Source organism: Anabaena sp. CCY 0017, from assembly GCF_963920885.1.
In the GTDB taxonomy this organism is placed as follows: Bacteria; Cyanobacteriota; Cyanobacteriia; order Cyanobacteriales; family Nostocaceae; genus Nodularia.
The window spans coordinates 1-18,501 of record NZ_CAWUDG010000002.1; the positions used below are offsets into that span (position 1 = coordinate 1).

Annotated in this window: 11 protein-coding genes; 7 read left to right on the plus strand and 4 right to left on the minus strand. The window is 41.8% G+C overall.

Going from position 1 to position 18,501, the window contains the following annotated elements; translation table 11 throughout:
• Window positions 1–3,057 (plus strand): PAS domain S-box protein (locus ACM0OW_RS02380; protein ID WP_414548444.1); only part of this gene is annotated, 3,057 nt, incomplete at its 5' end.
• Here ACM0OW_RS02380 and ACM0OW_RS02385 read toward each other — a convergent pair.
• On the minus strand, window positions 3,054–4,118 hold the full coding sequence (locus tag ACM0OW_RS02385; RefSeq protein ID WP_414548445.1) for a potassium channel family protein: 1,065 nt from the start codon (window positions 4,116–4,118) through the stop codon (window positions 3,054–3,056). The genes ACM0OW_RS02380 and ACM0OW_RS02385 overlap by 4 nt on opposite strands.
• Before the next feature lie 151 nt (window positions 4,119–4,269).
• On the opposite strand from ACM0OW_RS02385, the gene ACM0OW_RS02390 reads away from it, so the two are divergent.
• Window positions 4,270–5,553, plus strand: coding sequence for an aspartate aminotransferase family protein (locus ACM0OW_RS02390; RefSeq protein WP_414548824.1), 1,284 nt, complete (start codon window positions 4,270–4,272; stop codon window positions 5,551–5,553).
• Between the two features lie 103 nt (window positions 5,554–5,656).
• Here the strand turns inward: ACM0OW_RS02390 and tsaB are convergent, their stop codons facing one another.
• Together tsaB and ACM0OW_RS02400 are read right to left on the minus strand one after the other, a co-directional pair.
• Window positions 5,657–6,316, minus strand: coding sequence for a tRNA (adenosine(37)-N6)-threonylcarbamoyltransferase complex dimerization subunit type 1 TsaB (gene tsaB, locus ACM0OW_RS02395; RefSeq protein WP_414548446.1), 660 nt, complete (start codon window positions 6,314–6,316; stop codon window positions 5,657–5,659).
• Window positions 6,317–6,499: 183 nt separating this feature from the next.
• Complete coding sequence (locus ACM0OW_RS02400; RefSeq protein WP_414548447.1) at window positions 6,500–6,748, minus strand: Ycf34 family protein; 249 nt, start codon at window positions 6,746–6,748, stop codon at window positions 6,500–6,502.
• 84 nt (window positions 6,749–6,832) lie between these two features.
• Between ACM0OW_RS02400 and ACM0OW_RS02405 the strand changes: the two genes are divergently transcribed.
• From ACM0OW_RS02405 to ACM0OW_RS02420, 4 genes are all read left to right on the plus strand, one after another.
• Complete coding sequence (locus tag ACM0OW_RS02405; RefSeq protein WP_414548448.1) at window positions 6,833–8,110, plus strand: CCA tRNA nucleotidyltransferase; 1,278 nt, start codon at window positions 6,833–6,835, stop codon at window positions 8,108–8,110.
• Window positions 8,111–8,639: 529 nt separating this feature from the next.
• On the plus strand, window positions 8,640–12,071 hold the full coding sequence (locus ACM0OW_RS02410) for a PAS domain-containing protein (protein WP_414548449.1): 3,432 nt from the start codon (window positions 8,640–8,642) through the stop codon (window positions 12,069–12,071).
• A 100-nt stretch (window positions 12,072–12,171) separates the two neighbouring features.
• On the plus strand, window positions 12,172–12,792 hold the full coding sequence (locus ACM0OW_RS02415; protein ID WP_414548450.1) for a hypothetical protein: 621 nt from the start codon (window positions 12,172–12,174) through the stop codon (window positions 12,790–12,792).
• The gene (locus ACM0OW_RS02420; protein ID WP_414548451.1) at window positions 12,785–13,180 is read left to right on the plus strand and encodes a type II toxin-antitoxin system death-on-curing family toxin; all 396 of its coding nucleotides are present in this window, start codon (window positions 12,785–12,787) and stop codon (window positions 13,178–13,180) included. Before ACM0OW_RS02415 ends, ACM0OW_RS02420 begins: the two co-directional genes overlap by 8 nt.
• Before the next feature lie 63 nt (window positions 13,181–13,243).
• On the opposite strand, the gene bchH is transcribed toward ACM0OW_RS02420, so the two are convergent.
• Window positions 13,244–16,945, minus strand: a complete 3,702-nt coding sequence (gene bchH, locus ACM0OW_RS02425) for a magnesium chelatase subunit H (RefSeq protein WP_414548452.1) — start codon at window positions 16,943–16,945, stop codon at window positions 13,244–13,246.
• Window positions 16,946–17,783: 838 nt separating this feature from the next.
• Between bchH and ACM0OW_RS02430 the strand changes: the two genes are divergently transcribed.
• Window positions 17,784–18,494 carry an NYN domain-containing protein gene (locus ACM0OW_RS02430; RefSeq protein ID WP_414548453.1) on the plus strand — a complete coding sequence of 237 codons (711 nt, stop codon included), beginning with the start codon at window positions 17,784–17,786 and terminating at the stop codon, window positions 18,492–18,494.
• Window positions 18,495–18,501: the final 7 nt, after the last annotated feature.

Sequence of the window (18,501 nt, forward strand, 5' to 3'; positions counted from 1 at the left end):
GATGCCTTCGGCGAGCGCAGCTATCGCACCAACCTCACAAAATCGCGTTGCTCCCTTCGCCATCTACCAGTGGTAGATCACAAAAATCATGTAATAGGATATATCACACCTGAAGCAATTCGTCAAGTAATCCAACCAGCAAATTTATTGAGGCTACGCACCGTATCAGAAGTAACTGTCAATCAAGATATTTATGCCCCGTTGACTGCCAAATTACTTGATATTGCCGAGCTGATGAATGATCAAAACATCAGTTGTGTCGTCATAGCAGAACCTGATGCGACAGGACGCATTATCCCCCAGGGAATCATCACTGAACGGGATATTGTGCAGTTTCAAGTCTTAGGGCTGGATTTTACCCAAATTCAAGCTCAAACTGTGATGAGTACACCTTTATTTTGTGTCTGTTCTCAAGATTCCTTGTGGTTTGCTAATCAAGAAATGCAACGGCGACAATTGCGGCGATTAGTTGTCACCAGTGAAACTGGGGAATTTCTAGGAATTGTCACTCAAACCAGCTTTTTGCAATTGTTTGACCCCTTAGAAATGGCTAGCGTAATTGCGGCTTTACAGCAACAGGTTACAGCGCAGGGACAAGAACTCAAACAGACTAACCAGCAATTGCAACAGGAAATCATACAACGCCGGCAGACAGAAGACAAACTGCATCAAGCTTATACAACTTTAGAACAACAAGTTGCACAACGAACCGCCGAACTATCCCAAGCCAATGCACTGTTACAGCAAGAAATCGAGGAACGCCAGCAAACAGAAGTAGCACTCAGGAACAGCGAAGCCCAGGCTTGGCAACAATTGGCAGAAATTGAAAGCATCTATGCTTCTGTACCCATTGGACTGAGCTTTATGGACACCAACTTGAGATTTGTCCGCATCAATGAACATTTAGCCCAGATTAATAACGTGCCAGTGGCGGAGCATATTGGGCGAACCCTGCGGGAAGTATTACCAAATCTCAGTGACAAATTAGAGCCGCTTTATCAACAAGTCATTCAGTCCGGCTTACCCATCATTAACCGCAAAGTTCGTGGTACTACCCCTGCCCAACCAGGTATTGAACGTCACTGGCTAATTAACTACTACCCACTTAAAGGGCATGATGGTGAAATGCTTGGTGTTAACTCAGTAGTACAGGATGTTACCGAACGCCAAAGCACAGAAGAAAAGCTACGGTATCAAGCACAAATTATCAACCAAATCCATGATTCGGTAATTGCCACTGATCTTAAAGGTTATATTACCAGTTGGAATCACGGTGCAGAAATCTTAACAGGTTACGCAGCTACCGAAGTGATGGGTCAACATATCTCGCTGCTATATCCAGGTGAACTGGATGATGTACTAGAAAATCAGGTGATTGCTCCTCTCTTAGAAACAGGAGAGCATGAAATTGAAGTGATCATGCAAAATAAGTTTGGCAAAAGATTTGATGCTCTTTTGTCACTGTCGTTATTACGTAGTCCTAATCAGACTCCTATCGGCATGATTGGCTACTCTATAGATATCACAAAGCGCAAACGAGCCGAAGAGAAAATCCGCGAACAAGCAGCCCTGATTGATATTGCCTCAGACGCAATTTTTGTTTGCAATCTGGAAAGGCGGATCTTATTTTGGAATCAAGCTGCTGAGGGTATTTATGAATGGTCAGCAGCCGAAGTCCTGGGCAAGAATGCCAATGAAGTTCTATTTAAAAAAGCTTCACCGCAACTAGAAGCCGCTCGTTTAAGTGTTTTAAAAGATAATTCCTGGCAAGGAGAGTTACATCAAGTCACTAAACATGGCAAAAAAATCATTGTGCAGAGTCGATGGACACTAGTACGTGATGAATTTGGGAAGCCAAAATCAATCTTAATTGTTAATACCGAAATTACCGAGAAGAAACAACTAGAAGCTCAATTTCTGCGGACTCAACGGTTAGAAAATCTTGGTATCCTAGCCAGTGGGATTGCCCATGATTTAAACAACATTCTCACACCGATTCTGACCAGTACTCAACTGCTACCCGTGAGACTAGGCAATGTGGATGAGCAAAGTCGCCAACTCCTAAAAATGCAGCAAGACAGTGCCAAACGTGGTGCAGAGTTAATTAAGCAAATTTTGTCCTTTTCTCAGGGAGTCGAGGGAAAGCACTTTCCGTTACAAGTTAGACATTTATTAAGAGAAATTGAGCAGCTTGTTAAAAGTACATTTCCCAAATCAATTGAAGTTCAAACTTATATACCAAATACAATTACTTCGATCATAGTTGCTGATCCTACTCAAATTCATCAGGTGCTAATGAACCTGTGTGTCAATGCTCGTGATGCCATGCCTAATGGCGGTACTCTACGTTTAGAAGCAGATAATTTCTTCGTTGATGAACATTATGCCCAGATGAATCCAGAAGCCAAGGTTGGCAGCTACATTGTGATTACTGTATCAGATACAGGATGTGGCATACCACGAGAGCTATTAAAACGAATTTTTGAACCCTTTTTCACTACTAAGGAATTCAGTAAAGGCACAGGCTTAGGACTTTCAACAATTATTGGTATTCTCAAAAACCACGGCGGTTTTATTAATGTTGACAGCACGGTAGACTTAGGTAGTAATTTTAAAGTTTATTTGCCAGTCTCTGACCAAATAGTCACAGAGGAAACTTATAAAAGTGAGATACCCCAAGGCAATGGTGAATTAATTTTGATTGTCGATGATGAAGACAGTATTCGAGCGACTAACAAAGCTACTCTAGAAAGTTACAATTACAAAGTTATCACTGCTAATGATGGTATAGAGGCTGTTTCAGTTTACGCCCAACATAAAGATGAAATTAGTTTGGTATTAATGGATATAGAAATGCCATCAATGGATGGTATACGAGCTATTCAAGTTTTATGCAAACTTAATTCAGCTATTAAGATTGTCGCTATGAGTGGGTTAGTATCGAATCGCGAGCGCATCAAAGAAATTGGGGCTTGTGTGCCAGCATTTTTGTCAAAACCATACACTATTAAGGAATTAATAGAAACCGTGCAATTTGTTTTAAATAATCATTCTTAGTCATTTCTCGGTCGCCGCCGTCGGCGAGAAGTAATGGGGATGAGAATTTGGTTCAGACTACGTAATTGTTCAGATGTCCCCATGCAAATCAGGGTATCTCCTGGTAATAAAACAGTATCGCCAGTGGGACCACCAATGAGATGACCATCAGCACGACGAATGGCTATTACTAATGCCCCGGATTGCGATCGCAATCTCGCTTGTCTTAAAGTATGCCCCACAAAAGGATAAACCGCAGGGTCAAGTAAAAATTCTTCCATGTAAAACTGGCGGTCTGTACCGGAGATGAAACCATCGACAAAATCCAAAACCTGCGGTCTGAGAGCAGCAGCAGCCATGCGCTTACCACCAGTAATATAGGGTGAAACTACGGTATCAGCCCCACCACGTTGTAATTTTTTGACAGATTCTTCTGTACTTGCTCGTGCGATCGCGCGAATTTTCGGATTCAGTGTTTTTGCTGTTAAAACTGTATATAAATTTTCAGCATCTGAAGGCAATGCAGCCACTATACAAATCGCTCGTTCTACACCAACTTTCAATAACGTTTCATCCAGAGTCACATCACCTTGGTATGTTATGTAGTTTTGTGCTTGTGCATCTTCCACAGATTCCAGATTTGCATCAACCACCACAAAAGGTACGCCCTCCGCCTGAAATTCCTTGGCAATTTGACGACCCGTGCGACTAAATCCACAGATGATGTAATGTTTTGTCAGCGATTCCATTAGCCTTCTCTGTTGCCGTAGTCTCATTCCTTCTTGAAAGTAGCCTTGAATTACTGCTTCTGTAAATCTGTTGACCATGTAACCGATAGTGACTACACCCAACAAAATCAAGGCAATTGTAAATAATCGTCCTCGGCTACTCAAAGGATTAGTCTCGCCAAAACCCACGGTGGTTAAGGTGATCACTGTCATGTAAGCCGCTTCTTCCCATGACCAACCTTCTACGAACTTGTACCACAAAGTGCCAGTCAGGACAACGCCAGCCAGAGAAATCGCCCCCACTGTTAGCTCTTTTTGCAGTCGTCGGTATTTTTTCTCAAGTACAGAATACAAAGTTTTTTCACCGATACCATTTTTTTGCAGGATATTTAACAGTTAGCCTACAAAAAAGTATCAGATTTGTGAAATAAAATGTAATTTTTAAGATTTTCTAGCAAACTAGTAAGTGAGTATTAAAATTAAAGACTTATCAGGAGGCGCGATCGTGAGCATAGAAACTCTCATTGAGCAAGCTACCATCCCCCCAACATCAGGTTCTATGTCATCTAGCCCTTTTGACGCTAATAGCTTCGATGAAGCAGTCATGTCAACTTATGGCCGGTTTCCCCTAGCTTTAGACCGGGGTTCTGGCTGTCGCGTTTGGGATACCCAGGGACGGGAATATCTGGACTTTGTAGCCGGAATTGCCACTTGCACCCTCGGACACGCCCACCCAGCTATGGTGGAAGCGGTGACACGCCAAATCCAAAAGCTGCATCATGTTTCTAATTTGTACTATATTCCCGAACAAGGTGAATTAGCCAAATGGTTAGTTGAACATTCCTGTGCTGATAGTGTATTTTTCTGCAACTCTGGGGCTGAGGCTAACGAAGCTGCTATTAAACTGGCGCGGAAATATGCCCACACAGTTCAAGAAATTGACAAACCGATTATTTTAACAGCCAATGCTAGTTTCCACGGTCGGACTTTGGCGACTATTACCGCTACCGGACAACCGAAGTATCAAAAACATTTTCAGCCTTTAGTTCCTGGTTTTGAATATGTGCCTTATAACGATATTAACGCTATAGAGGTAGCAATTAGTGAATTAGATGAAGGAGATTATCGTGTAGCGGCCATTTTAATTGAACCGTTGCAAGGAGAAGGCGGTGTGCGTCCTGGTGATGTAACTTACTTCCAAAAGCTGCGGCAAATTTGTGACGAAACTGGCGTTTTGTTGATATTTGATGAAGTGCAAGTTGGCATGGGACGCAGTGGTAAGTTATGGGGTTATGAACATCTGGGAGTAGAACCAGATATCTTCACCAGTGCTAAAGGTTTGGGTGGCGGTATCCCCATCGGGGCGATGATGAGTAAGAAGTTCTGTGATGTTTTCCAACCAGGAGAACACGCCAGCACTTTTGGCGGGAATCCCTTTGTTTGTGGTGTAGCGCTGGCTGTTTGTCAGACTTTGGAAAAAGAGAATATTTTGCAGAATGTGGAAGACCGGGGTATACAGTTGCGAAATGGCTTAAATGCGATCGCGGCTAAATATCCTCACCATATTTCTGAAGTCCGGGGCTGGGGTTTAATTAATGGGATGGAGTTAAAAGCAGATGTGGCGCTAACTGCCGCTGATATTGTCAAGGCTGCTATAAATCAGGGCGTTTTGCTAGTACCAGCCGGTCCGAAAGTTGTCCGGTTTGTCCCGCCGTTGATTGTGACTGAGGCGGAGGTGAATTTGGCTTTACAAGCTGTGGAACAGGCGATCGCCTCTCTGACAGCTTAAGCCATAATCAGCGAGGATGGGTTTTTCTGCCTGTCTCTCGCTTTTTTTAACGAACCACAGAGGCGCAGAGAACACAGAGGGAGGAGGGACGACGAGATAACTGTTAACTGTCTACCGGATGTTGTCCATAATATGGTAATGCATCGAACCAATGAGGATGTTTACCTTGTTGCCATTCTAAATAAGCTAGTTCTAAAATACTGCTGACTGTTGCCGCTAAACCAGATGTGGCTTTAATTAGTTGATATTCACTCTGCCAATTGGTTAAGGTTTCTTGCCATACTTCTGGTGTAAATACTGTATCTGGTAATAAGGCTGTGATACTCAAGTTGTCAGCAGATATTTGGTACATAGCACCGAAGATTTTACCCCGTTGTGCTGCCATTTCTACGGCTATTACTGCTGGTTTTGATTGATTTTGGCCTTTGTTCGCCCAGGCTACTGCTGCTAAGGTGGAAATGGCAAATACGGGTATATTTAACTGTTGTCCCAAGGTGCGGGCAATGACTACGCCAATTCGAGTCCCTGTAAAACCTCCTGGTCCTTTAGCTACGGCAATAAATGCTACGTCTGCCCAGGTTTGGGGTTGGATAAATTCTCTTAAATATTCATGTACGTAACTAGATAAATCACGCCCCAAATCCCAAGTATCAGCGCGAGTTTCACCAGCAAAATTACTGATAGCCAACCCCAGTTCGGGTGTTGTGGTGTGTAGCGAGATGGCGTATTTTTGGGGTGCAAGGTTTTGTGGTTCTGGGGTCAAGGTTAATTTTAAAATTTATGATTTGTGTGTTTTATTTATTCAATCATATAATCGTTGCTTTATTTAGCTGGATTATCGAACCGCCAAGTCGCCAAGAACGCCAAGGGAAGAATTTTATAGTAAAATATACGACTACTACAGGAATAGCAGTAGCCGCTTTGAATATGCAACAATCGTTTTTCATCACGTCGGTACGAGTTCACCGGGACGCAATTTCGACCATTTACCTGTTTCTCGCTTGAAGCTGAGACAACCAACAACGTCCCATTCCATTTCAATCATTTCCCCGCTTGTGCGGATGTTAACGTTAATTGAGGGTTCATTTGGGTCGAAGGTGGGATTTTCGGTTAAATGGGGCTGTTGGTGCTGTGCTTCTACGGCGTGGTAGGTTTCACAAATGTCTACGTAGTGGCAGTTCACGCAAATACACATAATAGAACTGTCTCCAAAAACCTTTCTTTATTGCTAATGTAACTTAAGCCCAAGTTTTATTCACTATTTGTTGGGTTGATTTTTATGACAATGCCCGATTTGATATATCCTACTCTAGTTCCTGAGAATTGGCCTTTTGGCTTGGAATGGTTGCCGCAACCTGCTTATATTGTCGGTGGTGCGGTACGTGATGCTCTTTTGGGTAGAACTCGTGAATACTTGGATCTGGATTTTATTATACCCTCTGGGGCGGTGGCAGTTGCTCAGGCGATCGCACGTTATTATCAAGCTGGTTTTGTGCTATTAGATCCTCAAAGGCAAATCGCCCGTGTGGTTTTTCCCGAAGCTACAGTTGATTTTGCCCAACAAGAAGGCGATAGTTTAGAGACTGATTTGCATAGAAGAGATTTTACAATTAATGCGATCGCTTACAATCCCCATACCGCAGAAATTATCGATCCCTTACAAGGCCGGGCTGATTTAGAACAGGGTATATTAAGAATGGTATCAGCCGCTAACCTCAAAGACGACCCTCTGCGATTAATGCGGGCATATCGTCAAGCTGCTCAACTTGATTTTACCATTGAGCCAGATACAGAGAAAACTATTGAGAGTTTAGCATCACATATCACAGCAGTCGCATCTGAACGAGTGCGGGTAGAAATTAATTATTTATTAGCAAATTCTCAAGGTACATTTTGGCTGACAAAAGCCGCAGAAAATAATTTACTTACGCGTTTCTTTCCCAATGCTACCCCCGAAAGCTGGGAAAAACTAGCAAAAGTGGACATAGTAGCCGCTTTAATTGCTCAAAATTCGCCCCAACTGAGTAGAGAACTGCAAAAATCTGTCCGTGACACAGTAAAAACAACTTGGTTAGGTATTGCTAAACTAGCTTGTCTGGTTCATCCTCATGCAGAACTTGCAGAAATAGAATTGCAAGAACTCACTTATAGCCGTGCGGAAATTAAAGCTGTTACCACTGCGCTTAAACTGGTTCCGCAGCTAAAATCAGCTAATCTATCTGTGCGAGAACAGTATTTTTTCTTTCAAGAAGCAGGAAATGTATTTGCGGCTACAATAGTTGTAGCCTTAGTAGATGATAATTTGGTATCGGCGATCCCTGGCGACCAGTCGCTACGCGTCTACGCACCATTAATCAGCCGCTACCTGAACCCTGATGATCTGGTTGCTCATCCCACTAAAATAGTCAGTGGGGACGAATTAATCATAGCATTAAATATTTCACCTTCGCCAAAGTTGGGCGAATTATTAACAGAAATTGCTGTAGCCCAAGCTGAGGGTAAAATCTCGACTCCAGAAGAAGCGATCGCCTGGGCGCGGAGTTTACTATTAGACTAGAGACATCACATTTTTACAATTATTGTCATAAATTTTATTGTGGCGTGGGCAAAGATGCCCGCGCAAGTTTGACGGATTTTTATTCGTAATTGACTGAAAACAAGTAATTTTACTCATCATTGCTACTTGTTGTTTATGCTTCTTTGAGATTTGTAACTCTGCTAACTGTGAGCCTAAACTATCTTCACAAAATTTGTATTCTGCGATATCTCGAATATTCTAACAGCTTAAACTCTTGAATCCTCATTTGGTAGAAAAAAATCCTTGTAAATCCCATCAAAATGTCAATAATAAACCTAAAATGTGAAGTATAGAGTTTACACAAAGAAAGAAAGTTTCTAAACATTTAGGCTTGAGTATGGGTTAAAATATGAGTATAAGCGATGCCATTATTCTATAAATTCATTGTATAGTAATCACAGGATAAATAAATTTATATTAAGTTAGATTGTATTACTGCAAAAAATATTTTACCTAAATCAATCCTAGATTTTCCAAAAATTACGTTTAAATCCTGGAATTTGATATAATGCCAAATCAAGAAAATTCCCAGCAGCCAAATATTTCCGAGCTATCATTTCCACAACAAAATACAGAGTTAGCGCAATTAAATGTAGCCACCAATCCTTTAAGGTCAAAAGAAATAAAATTACTAGGAGAAGGTCAAAAACAAGAGTTAGTGATTAACTCTACTCAAGAAGAGGGGATGATCTTTCAGTTAGCTGATACAACTATACAAGCCTGTAATTCTGCTGCCGAGAAAATTTTAGGTTATCCGATGCAGCAAATATTGGGAAAAACGTTTTTTGAACCTCCCTGGCAAATGATTCAGGAAGATGGGTCAGTTGTGACATCAGCAACTCATCCGGCTATAGTTGCACTCCAAACAAGGCAGCTATGTCAAAATATTGTGATTGGTTTTTATAAACCCACTGGTGAATTAGGTTGGTTGTTACTCAATTGCCAACCTTTATTTCCAGCTAATCAAGCTGCTCCCTATGCTGTTGTAACTACATTTATTGATATTACTGAAATTAAAAACCAACAATTTAGTAGTGATGCTGCTATTGAAATAAATCAGGAATTACTTATTAGTGTCTATAAGCCAGAAATCAAACAACAGCTACCACCAGCCTGTATTTTAGCTGAACTAGAAATACTTTACCGTACCCTCATGCGGCATATTCCCAATGGTGCTGTTTACTTATTTGACCACAATTTATGTTACTTGGTGTGTGAAGGTGCTGAGTTAGCAGTGATGGGATTAGCAGCTAATTCTATGATTGGCAAAACCCTTGGGGAAGTTTTTCCTGAAGAAACCTGCCAAGTTATAGAACCTTTATATCATGATGCTTTAGCGGGTAAAACCACCGTGGGCGAAATCACTTATCAAAATCAAATATACGAAACTTATACTGTTCCTGTTCGCAACCAGCAAGGAACAATTTTTGCAGGCATGATGTTACAGCAGAATGTGACTAGTTGTAAGCAAAATGAAGCCCTGTTATCGTTGCAAAATGAAATTTTAGAATTGATTGCGACTGGTGTGCCTCTCCAGGAAGTATTGATAAATTTAGCCCAGTCTATTGAAGCAAAGTTAAATCAAGTTTTTTGCTCGATTATGTTACTAGACGAATCGCAAACGAAATTACATCTGGCTGTCGGTTCCAGCCTACCAGAGAAATATATTCAAGCATTAGCAGATGGTGTGCCTGTGGGTGCAGATATCGGCAGTTGTGGTACAGCTGCTTATACCAAAAAGACTGTGATTGTTTCAGATATTGCTAACGATGTCAAATGGGAAAAATACCGCGATTACGCACTGCTTCATAATCTCAAAGCTTGTTGGTCTGCGCCGATTTTAGATAGCCAAGGCAATGTTTTAGGAACCTTTGCTTTATACTATTCTACACCACGCACTCCGCAACCATCAGAGCAAAAACTGATCGAAAGTGCGTCTCATCTCGCAGGTGTGGCTATAGAGAAACATCGCTCAGAACAGGCGTTGCAACAAAGTGAATATCTCTTGCGGTTGATGACCGAAACTATTCCGCAACAGGTATGGACAGCATTACCTAGTGGTGAATTGGATTACTATAACCAGAGGTGGCGTGATTTTACAGGTAAAACACTGGAACAACTGCAAACTGATGGATGGTGTGATATTGTGCATCCAGAAGATTTAGCACGAGTGGAAAAAGTGTGGAATCACGCTGTGCAAACTGGTAGCGAATACGAGGTAGAGTCTCGCTTGCTTTCTAAGAATGGGGAATATCGTTGGATTTTAGGACAGGCGCTGCCTTTACGTGACCAAGAAGGAAATATAATTAAATGGTACGGTACTAATACTGACATTACAGATCATATCCGAGCTAGGGAAGCTTTCAAAGCCAGCGAATTAAATTTCCGGACTTTGGCAGACACGATGCCGCAAATTGTCTGGACTGCTCGGCCGGATGGCTGGTTAGACTATTATAACCAACGCTGGTTTGATTATACGGGCATGACTTGGGAGGAAGCTCAAGGTTGGGGTTGGGAAGCTGTACTGCACCCCGACGATGTGAAAATAACCGTAGATGCTTGGAATGAATCCATTCGGACAGGTAAGAATTATGATATAGAATACCGCTTCCGTCGTGCTAGTGATGGGCAGTATCGCTGGCATCTTGGTCGAGCTTTTCCTTTACGTAATCACAAAGGGGAGATTATCAAGTGGTTTGGTTCTTCTACTGATGTTGATGATTATAAACGGGTAGAAACATCTCTATGGAGTGCTTTGCAACAACAACAAGCAGCACGTGCAGAAGCAGAAAAAGCCAATCGCATTAAAGATGAGTTTCTTGCAGTCCTTTCTCATGAACTGCGAACGCCACTTAATCCGATAATGGGTTGGGTGCAGCTGTTGAAAACTGGCAGGCTGGATAAGGCTAAGACGGCTCAAGCTATAGAGACTATTGAACGCAATGCTAAATTACAAGTTGACTTGATTGAAGATTTGCTGGATGTTTCTCGCATCCTCCAGGGCAAATTAACTTTAAATGTATCTAGCGTGAATCTAGCCAAGATTATTTCCGCAGCGTTAGATACTGTGAGTTTAGCAACTTCTGCAAAAGAAATTACCATTCACACTATTTTGGAGGAAAATGTCGGAGAAGTTACAGGTGATTCGGCTCGCTTACAACAAATTGTCTGGAATCTTCTATCTAATGCGGTTAAGTTTACCTCTCCTGGCGGAAAAGTAGAAGTACGGTTAGAGGAATGTGGTTCTATGGCTCAAATCCAAGTCAGTGATACAGGCAAAGGTATTAACCCGGAATTTTTGCCATACATATTTGATTGCTTTCGTCAAGAAGATAGTTCAATTACGAGAAAGTTTGGCGGATTAGGTTTAGGACTAGCAATTGTTAGGCAGTTAGTGGAGTTACATGGCGGTACTGTTGAGGCTAGGAGTTTAGGTGAAGGACAGGGAGCAATTTTTACTGTGAAACTACCATTGCGTAAAAGCGTAGAGAATCTTCGCCAGAATTCCCTTGAACCAGATATATCAACAAATAATCCACCGCCAGAAGCAACTTTAGATTTAAATAGGATGAAAATCTTAGTTGTGGATGATGATACTGATTCGCGGGATTTTATCGCCTTTGTGCTGAAGATGTATGGTGCAGAAGTGACGAAAGCCGCATCAGCATGGGAAGCATTTAGAATTATAGTCCAGTCTCAGCCAGATGTTTTAGTCAGCGATATTGGGATGCCCCAGATGGATGGGTATGAATTGTTACGTAAGCTGAGGGTTTTACCGCCGGAAACAGGTGGACAAGTGCCGGCGATCGCTCTCACAGCATTTGCGGGAGAGTTTGATCAACAACAGGCGATCGCCGCAGGTTTTCAAATGCACATTCCTAAGCCAGTTGAACCAGATACTTTAGCCGCCGCCGTTGTGCAATTAGTTAATAATTCGTAATTCGTAATTCGTAATTAGGAGATACAGAACAAAGTTTGCCTTTTCCAGTTAAACTAATTTTAGGGGAAGCATATAACTTCACCAAACAGGTATATAAATTATGGTAAATAGATTCATACTGCCACAAGAAACAATTTCTATCTTTCAAGAACAATTAGCAATACTTGAGAGATGTCTGAATGATGCAAACCCGCAAGATGAAGTCACAGCAGAAATACTTGAATTGGCAAACAGCAGGCAAATCTCTGTGATTCAACTCAGAGAAGAATTTAGACAGTTTCAGGACAAAGTGAATAAGTTGACCAAACTGCACCAAGGGCTAAAGGATAAAACTAAACAAGGTGAATTAGCAAATTTATTTAGTGTTAAACGCTATTTCTTATTCAAGGAAATTGTAGATAAATATTGGTATTTTTTATCGAATCCAGACAAAAAAGAAGCATTTAAAACAATGACTTTGGATTCGATCAATGTCTATAAAGAATCAATAATTGAAGTTGGCTATGAGCTTTATCGACATGAGGATTTATATATTAGATTAGAATCTCTAAAACACATAATACAATCACTAATAAAAGCTAGTGTTAGAGTTAACGCATTATCTGAAGCAGAAATTAATGCACTAGACTTAGGAGACATCACACCCCAAGAATCAGAAACTATGTTGATTTCTTTGGCATCTACTAAAAAATGGGATCAGGTGTATAAGAATCTTGCATAGTCCTAAATTTATTGAAAAACCAGATGTTTTAAGTATACATACTAAGCAGATTAAGCGATATGGTGGCTCATCTGGTATCCGCGATGAAGGCTTACTAGATTCTGCTATTTACCAACCTCAAGCAAGTTTTGGGGGTGAACTTTTACATCCGACAATTGTTGAACAATCCGCAGCATATTTATTTCACATCACTAATAATCATGCTTTTGTAGATGGTAACAAACGAACTGCTTTTGATGTGATGGTGACATTCTTAAATTTAAATGATTACGAACTGGATATGACACCAAAAGAAGCTGAAGAATTAACAATACAGGTTGCCGATAACAAAGTGGATAAAGAAAAGTTAATTGAAATCCTGAAAAACTGCATCATAGAACTCTTCTAAAAACATACCTCATTTCCTCCTCCTCTCTGCGCCTCTGCGCCTCTGCGTGACACCCATCCATATTTAAACCGTCACACCTTCCAACTGTTCATCAGTCAAATCATACAACCGACGCAACTTATCCAGCTTATCTGTATCAGCTTGCCAAATACCCCGCCCATGCGCCTCAATCATTCGGCTTAAAATATTCCGAAAAGCTTCAGGATTTGCCTTGCGTAACTTATCCGCCATCTCTGCATCTAAAGCATAAGTATCAGCCGCTTGGTCATAAACCCAATCATCGTGAAAATCAGCAGTCCCACCCCAACCAATTAACGCCGTCATCCGTTGGGAAATCTCAAACGCGCCACCAGAACCTTGATTCGCCATTGCTTGCGCCCATTTGGGATTGACTAACTTACTGCGGTACTCCATTCTGAGTAAATCATCTAAATTCCGGGGTGTAGTATCCTTCGAGAAACTTTCCACAAAACTGGTAGTCACCTTCTTCCCCCGTTGCATTTCCGCCGCCTTTTTCAAACCGCCAGTATTAGCGTAATATTCTTGAATATCAGTTAAACCATATTCTACAGAATCGATTTCTTGAACAATGCGATCGCTTGTTTTTAATAAAGTATTTAAAATCTCTGGTCTAGCTTCACCCTTATCTCGTCTACCATAGCTAAACACATTGCGACCTTGCCAAGTATTACCTAATTCCTCCCCAGATTCCCAATTACCATCAACCACCTGATCATTTACCAGAGAACCGAAATCACCAGCCGGATTAGAAAACAATCTTGCAGAACTATTCTCTACACCTTGCGACTGCAAAGCCAAAGCGTGCTTTCTAATAAAATTCTGGTCTTCCGGTTCATCAGCATCAGCCGCCCGTTGAAACAAATCATCCAATAACTCAATAATATTCACAAAGCTATCGCGGAAAATCCCCGACAAATTCCCCAAAATATCAATTCTGGGATGTCCTACCTCAGACAACGGCTGCAACTCATAACGAACAATGCGCCCAGTCCCCTCCTTCACAGGTTCAGCCCCCACCAACTCCAAAAGAATCCCCAGAGACTCACCCTTAGTCTTAATAGCATCCAAACCCCATAACATCACCGCCACCGTTTCCGGATAACTCCCATGTTCAGCCAAATGCTGGGCGATAACTTTCCGACCAACCTCCCGCCCCCGTGCAAAAGCCGCCGGAGAAGGCATTCTATAAGGATCTAAAGCGTGAATATTCCTCCCCGTAGGTAACACCCCAGCCCCATCCCGCAACAAATCACCACCAGGCGCAGGCAAAATATACTCCCCATTCAACCCCCGCAACAAACTCCCCAACTCATCAGTACACTGCATCAACAAATCCCTAACTAACCCCTCCTCCTCTTGGCGACCTTGGCGACTTGGCGGTTGGTTCTCTTCTCCAAAATAAGCCTCCAGATAAGAAGCCAACCCCTCCTCATTCGGTGCTTCCCCCAAAATATGCAAACCCGAAGAAAACAAACGATTCTCCAAAACTTGCAGATATTCGTACAACTTCACCAAATAACCATCAAAAGCGCGATCGCTAAACATTCTTACATTCTCAGGACTAAAAGCAATCCCCAAACGTTTAGCATCATCAAAAGGACAATCAGCATCCAAACCAGAATCAACAATCTGCTTACAAATCACCTCCTTCAACAGATAATTCTTTTGCGGGTCCTCACGATACTCCGAAATCAAATCCCGCAAAGACAGCAACTCCTTATATAAACCAGCCCGACCATAAGGCGGGACATTGTGAGAAATCAACACCCCATAACCGCGACGCTTCGCCAACATCGACTCAGAAGGATTATTCGCCGCATATATATAGAGATTAGGCAAATCTCCCAGGAGAATATCCGACCAAGAATAACCAGTATTACCCAACGGTGAACCCGGCAACCATTCTACAGTTCCGTGCATCCCGAAGTGAACCACAGCATCAGCCGCAAAATCATTTTGCAACCATTTATAGAAAGCCGCATATTGAGGATGAGGAGTTAAATCCCGTTCAAACATTAACCGCATCGGGTCGCCTTGTATACCCAAAGGTGGTTGGACACCAATCCAGATATTACCTAACTGCACACCACCAATATGCAATTCCTCCCCATAGGTTTTAATTCCAGTTCCCGTTAAAGACTTCCATTGTTTTTCAATGCGGGAAGTTAGCAGATATCCCAACCATTTTTCTAACTTACGGAAATTCACAGTATTTGCAGATGAGGGAAAAGGTTTATTTTTTTCCCATGTTTCCATTTCTTCATCTGCTGCTTTCACCTGACGAATTAATTCTTCCCCATCTTCAGGAATATCACCAACGTGATAACCTTGGTCTTTGAGGGCGTGGAGAAACTTAACCAAACTCCGGGGAACATTCAATAAAGCCGCAGTCCCTACAGCCCCATATCCAGGGGGAAATCCATATAAAATAATTGCTATTTTGCGTTCTGATGCCGACTTTTGCCGTAAACCAATCCAATTTTTGACTCTACCAATTAAGCGCTGGACTCGTTCGGGAACTAGATAAATCTGTTCCCCTACTAAACCGCCGAGGGGAATGGTATCAATAGCGCCATCCAGTTCAGGTAAAGCATACAATACGACACTTTGCAGTCCGCCCACACCTTGACGCGTCCATGAGTGAATATCTTGAATTAGCAGGGGTGCGGCTACTATATAGGGTACATTCTTGGCAGCAAGGATGCGTTTAGCTACTTCCACCTGTCGCCCTGCTTCCATTGAACCAGCCGGACCACCCACGAGAGGAAAGCCAATGGTAGAAACAATTGCATCTACCTGGACGGCTTGGTCAGAAAGTGAGAGAGTTTCAATATTACCTTTTTGTCTTTGCTGGGTTTCGTAGTCGGTGGTCATCCAATCTCTTACCGCTACGTGTCCTTCTACACCATTAATAAAAATGGGTAAGGGAATTAACCCGGCTGATTCAAAACGGCGAATCAGTTGGGGAATATATGGTTGTTTGGTAATTACGTGCTTACGGTATAGGAGAATCCCGATGACTGGGGAGTGGGAAATTTTGCTGATTCTCTGATTTTTATACCAGGCTAAATATTCACGGGGTGATGTGAAAAATCCTTGATAGTCGGGATGCAGTAACCCCATGTTGGGGGTTTCAATGGGTGGGGGAATATCGCCGACTGTTAAATCTAAGTATTTTTCGGCTAATATCCAAAATAATGCGGCTACGTTTTCTGCACCGCCTGCGTTCCAGTATCCATAGATAATTAACCAGTTGCGTAAGTCTTGGACTTTTTGGACTGGGACGAATTTTAAAAGCTTAGGGCCAATTTTTAAGAAACTAATATAACCAGCGAGTTTGTCTTCTTCGCGTCCGTTGCTGAATTTGTCTAGGATGAATTTAACAGGTTTCGGCATTCCTTTGGGTTGGTCGCCAATGGCAAAAATACCCAACTTGGTTAAACTCATCAGTTCTAAGGCTGACTCGAACACTAGACGGATGGGAATTTGGGCAATGCGATCGCGTAGCCACAAAACCTGGTCATAATCAAATAGCAGACTCCCGAAAAATACATCAGCGCCATCTAGTGCTGTTTCTACTTCGCTGCGCTGAGTGGTAATATTGCGATCGCTTCGCTCGCCAAAGGCATCGCTAAACACCCGAATATCCAAATCCGGACAGCGGGATTTCGCCAACTCAGCCGCTTTCCTGTACAAGTCAGCGTTAAACGATTCAAATCCAGCAATCAAGACAATGCGTTTCATGCCCAAGCTACGACGAAAGATCCCTCTACGATCTTAAAGGTAGTTTCGGTTTCATGACCCATTCCCTAAAATGAATTCGGTAATCTACCAAAAGACTGAAGATTATCGGTTACAAAAACAATTTGGCAATTTGGCATATTCTCTGATGGCTGTGTTGTTATTCTGAAGTTCACGAATATCTTTATGCGACATACCGACTTGCAGAATCCCTCAGTTAGCTGGCTAGCGACTGGGGGGCTTTTTTTTTGAATCAATTCAATGAATCGAAAGTATTAAAATTTAATATTCTGTTCAAATTTGAAATTAATCAATAAATAATATTTTGTTTTGATAACTTTCATCCTAAAAGTAGAGGTAAATATCTCTAGATGAATATACAAAGATTGCCTTAATGAAGGATTTTTGAATAGCAATGTACAATAAAACTAACTGCCAAAGGTTCACCCTTACTTCTACACCACAGCGAAACGGCTTTCACCCAAGTTATTGCGTCTTGTGGTCAACCTATATGCATTAGAAGTAGGTACTGAATAGCATACCTGTAGGCAAAGGAAAGATTGCGTAAAACCTGCCTGGACAAGAGTTTATCAACTCCTTGGGGCGTTATATTTGGGAATCTCTACAATCACTACAATTTGAGTTTGTTTGCGGCTAGTACCACTGTGCGGAAGTCAAAAGTCAGAACTAAAAAGTAAAAAAGCTTAACTCTATAGGCTTTGCATTGATTACTTATGGTTTTGCGATTTACGCCGTGCTGTACTAGGAGAACCAATCCGCCAAAACGACCTATTGACAATTTACCCAAAAGCGTTTCCAGATTTAAAATCTAGAGGAGTCCATGAGTACAACTAATTTTACCAAAGCAGAAAATGTCTATAAACGCCCAGAGGAAGAACCTCATTTACCAAGAAAAAACTTCATAAAAAATGTGACAAAACATGAAAATCCCCAAAAACGGGAGCCTGTATCTAATAGTTCCTCGTTAAAACTAGAAAATCGGGGTCGGGTAGCTATTTTCATTGATGGTGTAAGTCTATTTCATACAGCTTTACAACTCGGTATTGAAATCGACTATCTTAAACTACTTTGCCATTTAACTGGGGGTTCGCGGTTGTTGCGGGCTTTCTTTTATACTGCTGTTGATACTTCACGCCCAAGTTCTGCACGTCCAAGACCGAATGAAAAACAACAAGGTTTTCTTTTTTGGATGCGTCGTAATGGTTATCGTGTAGTTACCAAAGAAGTGCAACTGGCAGACCATACCAAAAAACACAATTTAAATGTAGAAATTGCTGTGGATATGATTACCTTAGCTCCTTACTATGATACAGCAATTTTAGTGAGTGGAGACAGAGATTTAGCTTATGCTGTTAATGCTGTCAGTGCCACAGGTTCTCGCGTTGAAGTTGTGAGTTTGCGGGCGTTGACTAGTGACAGCTTGATTGATGTTGCTGATGAGTTTATTGACCTGGACAGGATTAAACAATACATTCAGAAAGATTCTCATCTCGGCTATAGTTATCGTGTGCTTTCCAATTCCAAGCTGTAAATCTTCA